This window comes from Marinobacter aromaticivorans (assembly GCF_002806975.1).
Taxonomy (GTDB): domain Bacteria; phylum Pseudomonadota; class Gammaproteobacteria; order Pseudomonadales; family Oleiphilaceae; genus Marinobacter; species Marinobacter aromaticivorans.
Genome location: NZ_NIHD01000010.1, coordinates 132,254 through 145,650 on the forward strand (window position 1 = coordinate 132,254; position 13,397 = coordinate 145,650).

At 51.4% G+C, this 13,397-nt stretch carries 15 protein-coding genes; 5 read left to right on the forward strand and 10 right to left on the reverse strand.

All coding sequences use genetic code 11. The annotated features are described in order from the left end of the window. Positions 1–78: 78 nt before the first annotated feature. On the reverse strand, positions 79–1,479 hold the full coding sequence (locus tag CDH48_RS14750; RefSeq protein WP_100689501.1) for a DEAD/DEAH box helicase: 1,401 nt from the start codon (positions 1,477–1,479) through the stop codon (positions 79–81). Next, positions 1,476–2,027 carry a hypothetical protein gene (locus CDH48_RS14755; RefSeq protein WP_100689502.1) on the reverse strand — a complete coding sequence of 184 codons (552 nt, stop codon included), beginning with the start codon at positions 2,025–2,027 and terminating at the stop codon, positions 1,476–1,478. Before CDH48_RS14755 ends, CDH48_RS14750 begins: the two co-directional genes overlap by 4 nt. A gap of 115 nt (positions 2,028–2,142) precedes the next feature. Between CDH48_RS14755 and CDH48_RS14760 the strand changes: the two genes are divergently transcribed. Next, positions 2,143–2,367, forward strand: coding sequence for a helix-turn-helix domain-containing protein (locus CDH48_RS14760; RefSeq protein ID WP_100689503.1), 225 nt, complete (start codon positions 2,143–2,145; stop codon positions 2,365–2,367). A gap of 190 nt (positions 2,368–2,557) precedes the next feature. Further along, positions 2,558–3,028 carry a flavodoxin family protein gene (locus CDH48_RS14765; protein WP_100689504.1) on the forward strand — a complete coding sequence of 157 codons (471 nt, stop codon included), beginning with the start codon at positions 2,558–2,560 and terminating at the stop codon, positions 3,026–3,028. 392 nt (positions 3,029–3,420) lie between these two features. On the opposite strand, the gene CDH48_RS14770 is transcribed toward CDH48_RS14765, so the two are convergent. The 3 genes from CDH48_RS14770 to CDH48_RS14780 form a co-directional block, all read right to left on the reverse strand. Beyond that, on the reverse strand, positions 3,421–4,257 hold the full coding sequence (locus CDH48_RS14770; protein ID WP_100689505.1) for an abortive infection family protein: 837 nt from the start codon (positions 4,255–4,257) through the stop codon (positions 3,421–3,423). A gap of 628 nt (positions 4,258–4,885) precedes the next feature. Next, on the reverse strand, positions 4,886–5,443 hold the full coding sequence (locus CDH48_RS14775) for a porin family protein (protein ID WP_100689506.1): 558 nt from the start codon (positions 5,441–5,443) through the stop codon (positions 4,886–4,888). Positions 5,444–5,619: 176 nt separating this feature from the next. Continuing rightward, entirely contained in the window at positions 5,620–6,429 is an 810-nt protein-coding gene (locus CDH48_RS14780) for a YIP1 family protein (RefSeq protein ID WP_100689507.1), read from the reverse strand. 726 nt (positions 6,430–7,155) lie between these two features. Here CDH48_RS14780 and CDH48_RS19235 point away from each other — a divergent pair. Both CDH48_RS19235 and CDH48_RS14790 read left to right on the forward strand, forming a co-directional pair. Then, positions 7,156–8,397, forward strand: coding sequence for a hypothetical protein (locus CDH48_RS19235; protein WP_188437776.1), 1,242 nt, complete (start codon positions 7,156–7,158; stop codon positions 8,395–8,397). Between the two features lie 83 nt (positions 8,398–8,480). Continuing rightward, positions 8,481–9,026, forward strand: coding sequence for a hypothetical protein (locus tag CDH48_RS14790; RefSeq protein WP_100689508.1), 546 nt, complete (start codon positions 8,481–8,483; stop codon positions 9,024–9,026). Between the two features lie 443 nt (positions 9,027–9,469). On the opposite strand, the gene merB is transcribed toward CDH48_RS14790, so the two are convergent. The 5 genes from merB to merT are packed head-to-tail and all read right to left on the reverse strand — an operon-like array spanning position 9,470 to position 12,430. Then, positions 9,470–10,105, reverse strand: a complete 636-nt coding sequence (gene merB / locus CDH48_RS14795) for an organomercurial lyase MerB (protein WP_100689509.1) — start codon at positions 10,103–10,105, stop codon at positions 9,470–9,472. 13 nt (positions 10,106–10,118) lie between these two features. Next, entirely contained in the window at positions 10,119–11,522 is a 1,404-nt protein-coding gene (merA, locus tag CDH48_RS14800) for a mercury(II) reductase (protein WP_100689510.1), read from the reverse strand. After that, entirely contained in the window at positions 11,519–11,767 is a 249-nt protein-coding gene (gene merF, locus CDH48_RS14805) for a mercury resistance system transport protein MerF (protein WP_100689511.1), read from the reverse strand. Before merF ends, merA begins: the two co-directional genes overlap by 4 nt. 2 nt (positions 11,768–11,769) lie before the next feature. Then, positions 11,770–12,066, reverse strand: coding sequence for a mercury resistance system periplasmic binding protein MerP (gene merP / locus CDH48_RS14810; RefSeq protein WP_100689512.1), 297 nt, complete (start codon positions 12,064–12,066; stop codon positions 11,770–11,772). Positions 12,067–12,079: 13 nt separating this feature from the next. Then, positions 12,080–12,430, reverse strand: a complete 351-nt coding sequence (gene merT, locus CDH48_RS14815) for a mercuric ion transporter MerT (protein WP_100689513.1) — start codon at positions 12,428–12,430, stop codon at positions 12,080–12,082. Positions 12,431–12,503: 73 nt separating this feature from the next. On the opposite strand from merT, the gene merR reads away from it, so the two are divergent. Beyond that, entirely contained in the window at positions 12,504–12,929 is a 426-nt protein-coding gene (merR, locus tag CDH48_RS14820) for an Hg(II)-responsive transcriptional regulator (RefSeq protein ID WP_100689514.1), read from the forward strand. Positions 12,930–13,397: the final 468 nt, after the last annotated feature.

Below are 13,397 nucleotides of genomic sequence, written 5' to 3' on the forward strand. Positions count from 1 at the left end.
GCAGTGAGTTCAGACCATACTGGTCTAAATGCTCCTGAGCAGGTTAAGTGTTTTGCCCAAAACATACTGAGTAAAGGGTCACACCAACTGACCCTCGAATAAAGACAGAATCTCGTTCCAATAATGATTGCTGATTGTGAGGGCCGTCGATTCGCTAGGTGGGGCGATACCTTTGTCAGCCCCCCATGTGCCGCCGATATCGAGTTTAATGTCACTCTCCTTAGTAACGGTGTTATGGGTGAGGGCAGTCCGTCCGTTGAGGCCATCGAACTTGTGTTTTAGCGGTTTTGATGAGAACCAAACCACTGTTTTTTCCGGTAGGTCTTCACCAATTCTGTGGGCGAATTCAGTTAGATTTTGTTCTGCAAGGACGTAAAGCCAGCCGCCGATGTGAGGCGGTTCTGCGGCTTGGCGTCGAAGGATTCTTCCGAGAACCTGCCTAAAATGAAGTTCTGTCCGGATTCTGCTGAGGTGGCAGCATACTTGCAGTCTCGGAATGTCTGTTCCTTCACTAATCATCCCCACTGAAATGATCCACCGATCCTTGGATGCCCTGAAATTGTCGATTGTTTGGTGTGCGTTTGGTGCTCGGCAACTTACAACGGCAGAGCTTTCTCCCAGCCCGGCGAGCCTGGTCGCAATATGCTCTGCATGTGCGACTGTCGCTGCGACAACTAAACCACCCGCATGTGGGATGTGCTGTCGAATCTCAGATAGTTTTTTCGATGCTTCCGAGAGCGTATGGTCGATTATCTCATCTCGGAAAAGAAACTCGGGGTAAGAAATGTGACCATGCTTAATCGTATCGCGGATACTGGAGTAGGTTTGAAGGCCGTGCTCAGACGAACTCAAGTGAATCTCTCGGTTATCGGTAAGCACAATTTTAGGTTCCCGGCATACCCCATCTGAGACTGCCCGACGTAAACCGTATTCATAATCACAATGCAGCTCGCCACCCGGTTGGGTATATCGTGCCAGAGCGATAGGAGTGTCGTCTGTCCTCCATGGCGTTCCAGATAATGCAATGGTGTAGGATGCTCTCCCCTGGATTCTATCTAAAATGGTTCTCCCCCAGCTGTTACCAACGAGGAAACTATCCGAGCCCGCTCCGGAACAATGATGAATTTCGTCCAATACTACGAGTACGCGATGGTCGCGCAATACCCGCCAAAGCTCCTTGGGTAATGTGTTCATTGACTGATATGTGTATGACCCACCCGCAGCACCAATCTGCCCGTTAAAGCTTTTCCCTAGAACTTGACTAAAAGTTGTGGCGACGCTTTGCGCTACTGCTCGTGAGGGTGAAAAACAAACGACAAAGTCGATTTTTCTGTGCTCAAAGAGAGCCTTGGCGACAGATGCAACCATGACGGTTTTGCCCGCTGCTGGCGTTGCGTGACATAGAAAATGAGATTGGTTTTCGAATGATGACAAGGCCTGAGTGATGCACTCGCTTTGCCAGGCGCGCAACTGCATCATGAGGGGGTACCGATTTTGGAGATCACGGTCTCGACTGCACGCAGTTGGCCTAGGAGTTTCGTACTCCTCTCTCTAGACTCTAGGCATTGTTCCTTCACGGCGCCTCGAAGAGCTGGGTATTTGTTGTATAGCCGCTGATATTCCTCCGCCTCCCCAATGCTGGCTACAAGCTCGATCTTCCTTTGAGAGAGCTCCTCTTGAAGAGCTCGCTGGGTATCAATATCCATTGTTGGCTCAACATTAGGGCCACTGTTTTCAAAGGGCGAGGGCTTAGCTTCGAGTGTGACAACTGAGCGCTCAGGGCAGAAGATGAATTGACATCCACGGCCGCGGGATTCGCCGTGTCGTTCAACCAGTCCCGCTGACTCAAGTCGCAATAGCTCTTTATAGATGTATTTTCGGAGCAGATTGTGTTCTGGTCGCTGCCCATCAGGAACTCGAGGGATGTAGAGATCCCGGATGTCTGTAGTAGAGAAAGGTGTATCTAACTGCTCCCGTAACAGCTCGATCAGTGTCTTATCAACTTTCAGTGATTGCGACTTGTCCATCCGAAGGCCCAGTTGGTCTTTAGGTCGATTTGGTCGACTCCAAAAAATGGGTAGTATATGCCGTGGCCTGTCACGCCTCAAGAAACCATAGTCTTGCCTTTTGTGAGGGTAAGAAATGGGCTCACCGGTTTGCGAGGCGTTTGGTCGGAATCTGAGAGCAATGCGAAAAGCAAAAGGATTTTCGCAGGAGCGTCTTGCACACGAAGCAGGAATAGACAGGAGTTATGTAGGTAAGATTGAGCGAGGAGAGGTGAATGTGACCATCGAGAGGATTTACCAGTTCGCGAATTGTCTAGAGTGTTCTCCCAAGGATTTGGTGCTTGACTTAAAATGGTCCTAGCATGAAATTGGATGTAACCGAACTGGCAAACTAATTTATTAGCCTCGTCCAAAGGCAAGACATTTTTTGAGTAAAAAAAGCGAGCGATTCGACGATGATCAACCAGATAGGTAACGGTCGTTTTGTTCGAGTTATTTATATCGCCTGTATTTCCTCGAAAGCCTCTACCTAGATTAGCTTGGAGACCGCCATGTCAGGAAAGAAGACATTACTTGTAGTCGCCCATACTCCCTCCGAAAATACGAAAAGAATGTTAGATGCCTTGGTTAAGGGGGCTTGTAACCCGGATATAGAAGGCGTAACAGTACGGTATTTGCCCCCCCTTGAAACGCAGCCTGACGATATCAGCTCGGCTGATGCCATCGTTATAGGCACGACTGAAAATCTAGGCTACATGGCGGGTCTAGTTAAGGACGTATTTGACCGGTGTTACTATGAGTGTCTCGAAAAGACTGAGGGGCTTCCTTTTGCGTTCTATGTTCGAGCGGGCCACGATGGCACGGGTACACGCAGAGCAATAGAGAGCATTACGACCGGCTTAAAATGGCGTCTAGTTCAAGAGCCCTTAATCTGTCGTGGGGAATTTCAGGAAGAGTTTGTTGACCAATGTGAGGAGCTTGGATTGTCGATGGCAGCCAGCCTGGAGGCGGGAATTATCTGAAATGGCCATCTTGTGCAGACTCTTGATATAGGTTGTTAAGGGAACCACAAGCTGGCCAGTTTATGGTCACACAGGCAAGCGCCTGTGGCCGGCCAAAATGTTTTCTTTAAACAAAAGCGGATATTCAGAAACGATCGAATTGACCACAGAGCACCACGCTCGGCTGATTCAGATCAAAGAAAATCAAGCACATCGGACCCTGACAGATACCCTGGAATACCTCATCGACCAGGCAGAGGGACGGCGACAAACTGGCTAAGCAATACCGCATTATTCTCAAAAATCCCTTGCCCCCAAACAGCCCCATTGGCATCAACAAACAGCACCAGGTCGGATTCCGGTGCCAGGCTTTGAGTTGGTGGGTTGGGGGCAAAAAGGTCTTTCTTAGTCAGTTAGAATCCAGGGTCCTTTCTTTTATCCCACGACTCCAGAACGAACATTGCCAAGGTATGAGCACTATGAATTGCCAATCGGGCGTGCCTGGGCTCCAATTTATAGATCTGCTTCCCTGCTCCATGAGCTGAGCTGGCGTGTGTACGTAGCGCCCCAACACCATCAACGATTGAGTGCATCCCTGATAGAATTTTGCGCAAATCGTTGTCTTCTATGCGCTTCGGGTCAAAGTTCAAGTATTCGGCCACTGGCTTCCAGAGGTTTTTCAGATCCTGTTTTGCCGGTTTATCCAGTTTCTCTTCGTCGATCATGATCTTGAAAAGAGACTCCAGAATATTGCATGCAGCTGAGCATGCCTCGCGAGGCTCAGTATTCGTATTGTCTATCGCTCGCTCGAATTCCATATCGATAGAGATTAACTCACGACCTTTGATCAGATCAGATAGGCTCTTTGTTGCACCCTTCATCCCTACTGCCGACTGAACCTTTCCTCCTATCCGGTATACCAGGTCATATCGCTCAAGCACTTCCTTTGTCTTTCTCTGAAAGGTCTCCCGAGACAAAGACCCTGGCGGTGATCCAAATAGCTGCGAGTGATGATCATCCGGAGTCTCCATCTCCTCTTCGATTAATTTCCCCAGAACCGCAAGAGGGGTCGAGGATTCGACGTTGGTGCGCCTAAGCCAGTCCTGGCACTTCACAGGTTTACTGCCCTCTGGAGGGTCCCCGGGAGCGTCTGCGTACATGAACATGCTGTCCAGGTCGGCGTGAGTTTTAACTTGAGACATGTGTTTTGCAATGAGAGCAATAATCGGCGCTGGTATCTGAGTCTTCAAAAGAAAATCCCCTGGATCTGTGAACTCAGGGGACAGTCTACATTAGCTTGAGCTGTGTAACTCGGCGGCGGCATGGTCAACGCCGCCAGATAGGCCTTTAGATTGACACAGCCCCATCGGCCTCGGCCTTTGACCTGAATGTTCACTTTGCGACCGACCGGGCTCCTCGAACTCCTAAACAAAAGCGAACGTTCGCGTCGACCCGCAACAGCCCAAGAAAATCAAACAAACTTACTTTCCGCCGAAGCCCGATTTTTGCAACTACGGGCGCACCCAGTGCGGGGATCAGGGTTAATGATGAAAATTACTCAGTGAATAACGGTTAGTTCTAAGGGGAGCAGGTCACAGTGGCACTTTAACCAAATCCGGGATTTACTATACGGGAAGATCTTTTCGTTGCCATCGCACAAGTAAGGTAAAACGTGGTCTATACAGTTGGTGTGACCGGAGCGGCTGAGGAGATTTAGGGCAAGCCGGGGTTCTACAATGAATCGATCTCTAAAGCGATTGCGAGCATTCGTATTGAGATTCCAAGTGTCGAGCAGACCGTTTAGGTGAGTAATTCTCATCAGATCTGGCGAGAAGATCGGAGCCCCGGAGATAGAGTAGAGTCCCCGGGGCTGAGTAATCAGAATAGGTATGATCCACCAATGGATATTCCAGAAACTTCATACTCATCTTTATCGATGTATTGCATGTATTCTGCGTTCAAAACGACGTTGTCAGTCAAAGCCACATTGGCACCAACGCCGTAAGATAGGTCTGATTCGGATTCCGATGCCGACACGCTGCCACCAGGGCCGGAGATCGTCGCAGTCAGTTCACCCTTCGTGAAGCCCAGCGCCACGTAGGGGTAGATTTGAGTTTCGTTGGGGATACCAAACAGGGCATATCCCCCGACGATGTAGTCCAGCTCAAGCTTCGCAGATATGGATCCGTTACTGGCTGTTTCGTCGGCAACACCAAAACCCGCGCGCAGCTCCGCTGAAACATACGGATTGATCTTAGCGCCGACTTTTCCGGACAGAGCACCCAAATCCAGTTCATCATCCAGAGTGTCTTCGTCATAGGTGACGAAATTATAATTTGCTCCGACATATGCCTTTTGACCCATCTCTTCTGCTGTTACCAACCCTGAAGTGGATGCCAGACAAAGTGCGCTTACCATGCTTAATGTTTTTCTCATTTTTGATCCTACTGCATTTCTATGAATTTAATCTCCACGAGAACCTTACGCAAAGTGAGGCCGAGTTGGCCACTGAACCGCTCTGCCCACCTTACTGACCGCAACTGCAAGCGTTGATCGGTATGGGTCCGGCGATCACGCCTCCTCGGTAATGATACGACACGCCCTTTAACTTTTCACTTCCGACTTAATTCTTCCGCCGCCTCTTTAACCTCGGCTCGGCGGCGTGCGAGTTGGTCTGCTGCCTCTCTTTCTTTGAGGAGGCGATCTTTTTCTTTAATCAGACGATCTACGCGATGTGGTAAATCATCCATCGCTTTTCGCAAGTCCCGAAGATTTTCTTCAAGGCCATAATGACTCGCAATAATATGGTAAGCAGACCTCACATCCCGTTGATCGTCCGCTACGAGAAGTTCTGCGGTAAATGTGACACATCTTTTGAAGGAGCTAAAAGCCTTATCTATGTCTCTCGTAACGATGCTCTTGTCCAGGCCCGCTCTCTCGGCGCGTTCAAGAGCCACAGGATTGACCATATCTAGGCCGTCATAGCACTGTGCAATCTTCAGAAGATTTTTTGCATGCTTTAGCCGATCATCAGCACTTCTGGACTCTACTCGTTCTTCAAAGCGCTGCTCAAGCTCTGAATGCAACATCCACAATGGGCCCAAAATTAACCCCGCAGCGCCGATCGCCGAAGCGAGGACTGGTATGAGGTGCTCGAAAAAAGTATCAGGGTTAGTGAATTCATCGTCGTGAACCGAGAGGCCGTACAGCCAGCTGAAAATCAGGTAGAAGGCTATTGCAAAAAAAATCCACACCATGAAACTGGGTGGCCGATTGTCCTCTTTGAGGGAGCCAAAGAGCCCTCTTACCGGGAAGATCAAGTCGGGCACTAGGCGCGCAAAAATCTCATCTTCGTCTGGCGTTAGTTTGGGAGTCCATTTTCCATGGTCTCTAAGGTGTGCAATAACATCAAAATGAGGCATAGCTGTTAAACCGGCGTCTACGAAATAAAAGTTAGCTGAAGCATGCGCATACCGCCCAGCATATCGGATAGGCAACTGGTGAACGTCATTTCAAGTGATCTCCAAGATGGCTCAGTATACCGGCTAGACTCTGTTCGTATGCCTTTCTTGAGCAAGCCTCCGGCCATCATTCCATATCAGGTATAGTCGGCTTCCAGTTGTAGGGCAACAGCTTGTCGATGGATTTGTTTCTCTGGGTCGGTAGAAGCTTTGTAAGCGTTCGGCGACTTCAGGTTTTGATTGACCCTGACCCCGTATTAGGTCCACCCAGAGTTGGAAAAATCCGGCTACCCCCAAAAATGGTCTGCTGGGTTCTACCCCGTAAATGCGGACAATACTGAAAAGAGGCTTATTTTCTTCAATGGGACATTTTTGTCTATGTGCCTGAATGTTCGCTTTGCGACCACCAGGCCCTGCAAAAATTTCTAAACAAAAGCGAACATTCGAGTCAGGCTTTCCCGCCAGAGCCTCCAAGCTCATCACCGCAATTTCAGCCAGTATGATTGGCGGAGCAAATTGCGGACGCTGAGTCATTACATGGCAGAGGTGGGCATGCTCAGCTAAGCTATTGTTTTATCGATTTATGTGCAGCGCGATCGATGGTTCAACGTCAGTAATAATGACGCAGTTAAATTTCTGCAAAGATAAAGTGCGCTGCCTAATTGCTATTAGCCAACAAGGAAAACAATGGGACCAGTTGCGCTTTTTGATAAATCATTTCTCCAGTCGCTCAGCGTGGATGAGTCAGTTTGGTTTGACCACTTCTTTGTGGCCAACATTTCTCCCTTGTTTTATATCGAGACATTGGCTGATTTAGATAAGGAGATGAGTCGAGGTAAAACTGCTGAGCAGGTGGTTGGAAACATTGCCGAAAAAGCGCCCCAGATGAGCGGTGCTGCCAACATATCGCATCTCGATTTGCTGGTGGGGAGTCTAATGGGTTATCCGGTTTCTATGACCAATCGGCCAGTGATTGGTGGTGGGAGGCAAGTCGAAGCCGCTGGGAAAAGGGGAGTCAATTTCGATTTGTCTCCCGAAGCAAAAGCCTTTAACAGGTGGCAGGATGGTGAATATCAAAAACTGGAGAGGGAGTTTGCAAGAGCGTGGCGGGCTCAAATAAAAGGTATGACTTTTGAAAGTTCCGCATCTTATGCTCAAAAGCTTGGGGTAGATATTTCTTCCTGCAAAAACATGAACGACGCCGCAAATGCAGCAAACCGGATAGTCAACCTAACGAACAAGCCTTACGAATTGATTGGCTTTATTGTGAATGCAGTTGGTATCCCCCGTGAATATCAGCAAAAGCTTGTAAGGCGCTATCAGATTGCAGGGTTTCCACCACTTACACGTTTTGCTCCTTACGCGGCCCACGTAATCAAAGTTGAGGTTTTTTTTCACATTTGTGTTTCCCGTGGGTTCATTTCAGCAGACCGGCCCTCGAACAAAATCGATATCGCTTATCTTCACTACCTTCCTTTTTGTAATGTTTTTATCTCTGGCGATAAACTGCATCGTAGCACTGTAGATCTATTCTTAAAGGATGACCAAAGGTTTGTATGGGGGCCCGATTTAAAAATGGATCTCGGAAGATTAAATGCTCATTACATGGAGTTCCCGCAGGAAGTAAAAGACAAAGGGGTGCTTTCATTCGCCAGCAGACCCCCTACCGAGGTAGATTATCTGACGTCGGAATTATGGGATCTTTTAGGGCCCAGTTGGCGAAATAGCGAGGGGGATACAGCCCCGATAACACAGGAAACAAATGACAAGATATTGGAGCATGTCAAGCAATTCACAGATGCTCCAACACTGCCACCGGACGGGATTGTTGATCCTCTAGACGAAGTAGATAGTGTCTCATTGCAAAGATCCGTTAGAAGGAAACGTGGGAGCTGGTACCAAGTCCCTAAGGACCTCAAAGATGGCTAACCAGGGCTGCAGCGGACCGCTTTCCGGCGCGGTGCGCCTCCAAATCGGCCGCTGAGCCCAGGCGTAAAAAATGGAGAGGTACGATGTCTGAGGAAGTGCCTAGATGGCCGAGTTCATTGCCGATGCCAGCCAAAATGACTTTTGGGCCGAGGCGAGTGCATCTTCTTCCGGCTGACTTCGAAAATCATGGGGCAATTGCTGATCTTCTTCACGATCTGTACTGGTTTCCAGATGATCTTTATTACCTATTCTATTCAGACGTACTGAAGTTAACTTCAAAGGCTTCGGCGGAACTTAAGGAATCAGGAGTAGTTATCACTGAGGCGGAATCATACTTATACATGCATCCCAAGCCCGGTTATGAGAGAGACTTCATTCAGGTTTTACCAAGCGAAAGCTATCCAGAGTGGAGAAAAGAAGCCGCTGTAGGGCGCATGTTTTGGCGGGCGTCGCTTTCGTTAGAGCCAGCCGTGCGTAAAGAGATGGACTTTGATGAGTCCGCGGCTAGAACCCGCGATGCAATTGCTGACTCGGAAGATGTTGTAGATTTTAAGCCTAATTTTTTCGGTGTTGGACTGAATCTAAACAGCCTCTGGCGGAGGATTCTGGCCTGGTTTAAGTCCAAGTGATTTCTTACCATGCCAGTCACGGCGATGGTTACTGCATTGTGGCTACGCCTCCATTTCATAGCGGCGCGTCCTGAGCGGCGTTATCGGATCATCTGAATGTTCGCTTTGCGACCAGGGCATCCTCTGAACTCAGCTAAACAGAAGCGAACATTCGATGCATCCCCAATTACCGGTCTTCTCACTCCCCGAAACGGGCAAAAATCGCCTTTCAAGACCCCGGCAATGGAACGGGCGGACACACGGTTCTGGCACGTCGATCGCCAGTGTAATGGATGCATGTCCGGTTGTTCGGGTGAGGCACCACAGGAATACACCAATCGCATGTCCAGATAATTCCTGATTTGATGCACAGACAGGGTGCAGCGACGGAACGCTTTGGAAATGACATGGCCTAGCTCCTGGGTGCTGACCTACGTTCAAGATTGGTATCGAACATTCAGGTATTAAAGGTCATGTTGGTAACGCCTTGCTCTGTCGAGCATAAGGTGCGCAATCCGCTGTCCCAGTTCGAAACCTTCCTGCACAGTCACCAGCTGCGCGCTTGGTTTATCTCGCCCCCAGGCCTCCCCGGCCTGTCGAGAGGCAAAGAAAAGGACATCGCAACAAAACGCACTTCGAATGTCTCCCGATGCGGCCACCGACACTAAAGAGACGACCGCGTCCTCCGGCTCAAGCGAAACCACTCTCTGTGGCGTAATCGTCATGTTGATCGGGTTGTTCGTCTGCGGGCAACGCGATTGCACCTGCGCCCGTTCGCCAATAACGGTTGGAAACATCAAGGCATCCAGTGCACACCAGGTGTAAAGGGGCCGATCGTTGATGACAAATGCATGCGGGGTTTCACGCAGCGTAATGCCGGAGCCGATCAGCCGTCTCTGGTCATCGTACTCGATGGTTCCGCAGGGCAGTTTCTCCAGCACCAACAAGACCTTATCAGTCGTCCAGTTGAGCGACTTCGCGAGCCGCTCAATCGTGACCGGTTGTCCCAGGGCAAGCTCGCGCAACAGCGTCACATGAAGCGAGGCTTCCCTTTCTCCGATTAGACCTAGCCGTTCAACGATTTCATTTATGCTATACATGGGCGACTCCGTCTTATCCCGCGCAGCACGACAATTGCTTTACGTCCTTGGTGAACGTTTGGGCACAGAGCTTGAGTCCTTCGACCATGGTGAGATAGGGGAACAGTTCATCGGCAATGTCGTTCACGGTCATCCCCGCACGCAGCGCCATGACAGCAGTCTGGATCAGCTCACCGGCTTCGCCCGCCACGGCCTGAACGCCCAGTAATCGCCCGCTGTCACGCTCCGCGACGATCTTGATAAAGCCTCCGGTATCGAAGTTGACCAGCGCCCGGGGCACGTTATCGAGGGCCAAGGTACGGCTCTCAGTATCATAACCTTGGGCTTTTGCGTCTGCCTCGGACAGACCGACGGTCGCAACTTGCGGATCGGTAAAGATCACCGCAGGCATAGCGTTGAGGTCGAGGCTGGCGTCACCACCGGTCATGTTGATGGCGGCCCGGCTACCGCCGGCGGCGGCCACGTAGACGAATTGGGGTTGATCGGTGCAGTCCCCAGCGGCATAAATGCCAGTCGCGGTAGTTTGCAGGTGGTTGTCGATTAGGATCGCGCCGCGCTCGGTGGCCACACCGATGGCCTCCAGGTTCAGGTTCTCGGTATTGGGTGTGCGGCCACTGGCGACTAGCAGTTGCTCCGCCTCCAAGGTGCCAGCGTTGGTTTGGAGGGTGAACACCCGGCCGTCATAGGTAATTTCACTGGCCTGGGTCTGTTTGAGCACTTCGATGCCCTCGCGACGGAAGGCCGCTTCCACGGCTTCACCCACCGCCGGGTCTTCCTGTGACAGCACCCGGCTGCGGGCGAGAATGGTGACCCGACTGCCAAGGCGTGCAAAGGCCTGGGCCAGCTCGATGGCCGCTACCGAGGCACCGATCACAACGAGGCGCTCGGGAACGTGATCCAACGCCAGAGCACTGGTGGACGTAAGATAGGGGGTCTCTGACAGCCCCGGGACAGGCGGTTCAGCGGGTCGAGCACCGGTGCCGATAAAGGCCCGATCAAAGCTCACTGTCTGCTCGCCGCCGTCGTTGAGCGTAACCGTTAGAGTCCGTTCGTCCACGAACCGCGCTTCGCCCTTGAGGACGGTAATGGCCGCATTATCATTGAGAATGCTCTGGTACTTGGACTCGCGCAGCTCCTCCACTCGGGCTTGTTGCTGAGCCAGGAGTGCTGAACGATTTACCGCCGGTGCTTGGGCACTCAGTCCCTCGTCAAACGGGCTTTCCCGGCGAAGATGTGCGATATGCGCTGCCCGGATCATGATTTTGGACGGTACGCAACCAATGTTGACGCAGGTTCCGCCGATGGTGCCGCGCTCAATCAGCGTCACCCGGGCACCGCGTTCCGTCGCTTTCAGGGCCGCGGCCATGGCACTGCCTCCGCTGCCAATCACCGCAATGTGCAGGTTGTTGTCACTCATATAACGTCATTCCCTGGTTGAGGGTTTTCGCAGCAGGCGTCGTGTTTCTTCTTACGCCAGACGGCATAGCAGGTCAGGCCAATAAAAAAGACCAGGGCGGGCAACAGCACGTAGTCGAGATAACTGGTGAGGGCAACCAGTCCTACCGCACCCAGCAATATGACCAGTACCGGCGTAAAGCAGCACAGTGCGACCAACACCGTGCCGATGACGCTCACCCGCAACAGGGTTTTGGGGTTGGCCATGGTTACTCCTGTGTCGCTTTAGATTGTTTCAGAGTGGACGGATAACCGGCGTTGGTCGTGGCTTGAGTCAACGCCTCAACGGTGGTTTTCGCATCGTCGAAGGTGACAGTCGCATCGCGTTCTTCGTAACGGACTTTGACAGAGGTCACGCCCTCCACCCGATTGAGAGCGGCCTTGACGGTGATCGGGCAGGCCGAACAGGTCATGCCAGGGACTGACAAGGTGACGGTTTGTGGTGCTGCCAGGGCCGGCAAGCTAACGAACAGGGAGAGTGCTGTGGCGATCAGTGATTTTTTCATGATGTAGAACCTCTCAGTAAAACAGCGGCAAGACGAAGGGAAACGCCAGCGCGACCAGGATCAGCAGCGCGACAACCCAGAAAACAGCCTTGTAGGTCGTGCGCACTTGCGGTACCGCGCAAACATCACCCGGCTGGCAATCCCGTGCAGGCCGGTATATCCGACGCCAGGCAAAGACCATGGCCACCAGTGCCGCACCAATGAACCAGGGTCGATAAGGCTCCAGGGCAGCCAAATTACCAATCCAAGCCCCGGAAATGCCCAGCGTGATCAGCACAAGGGGGCCGAGACAACAGGCTGATGCCAGGACGGCGGCAATTCCTCCGGCAACCAGCGAACCGCCACCGGATTTGGACTCTGACATAGCGTTGGCTCCTTTAATGACATAGGGGACTAAGATAAGGTTACTCCCGTAGTCAGGTACGGAATCAACCTCTATGTCCAAGAAACCACGTTCAATGACCATTGGTGCCTTGGCCAAAGCAGCCGGCATGGGAGTGGAAACCATCCGCTATTACCAGCGCCGGGGATTGGTGGAGGAACCCGAAAAACCCTACGGAAGCATCCGACACTACGACGAAGAGGCGTTGGCGCGTCTTCATTTCATCCGAACAGCTCAATGGTTGGGGTTCAGCCTGGATGAGGTCGGAGAGCTCTTGAAGCTTCAGGACGGTACCCATTGTGATGAAGCACGGGTACTGGGCGAGCAGAAGCTCGCCAAGGTGCGTGAGAAAATTTCAAGTCTGCGGCGTATCGAGCGAACGCTGGAGGGGCTGGTGCAGGCATGTTGCACTGAGCAGGGTGACGTGAAGTGCCCGCTCATTACGTCTCTTTATAAGGGCGTAGAGGAAAACACGTCGTGAGCTTATCTACGAGAGCCAACTTCTCTGCCGGGGTCGGTTATGGCAACCAGCAAGGGGGCCGATCCGGTCGGCATCATACGTCGCCGCTTATCCCCGAGCCTACGCCAAATCTAAACGTTCGCTTTGCGACCTTAACGTAACGCCGATTATGCGCAGTACCCTGATGAGCTGAGCAACAAATAACGTCTATTCGTTCGGAGCCAATTCAATCTCAGTGACCTCATATTCAGCGCTGCCCGTCTTCCATGCGTTTAATTGCTGCTTGATGATCCGGTAATGATTGGCTTCCATTTCGAAGACATAACCCGGCTTCAAAGGGGGCTTGTCATGAATATAAGGGTTGTCGGTAGCTAGTGTGCCCTAACAAAAGTTCGTCGAATAATTTGTAGCTTAAGGTTATAATTGCAGAAAGCATCGACGGAGCTACTGCAATGGGTCGACCCGTTATTCCTTTGATCATTACAGACC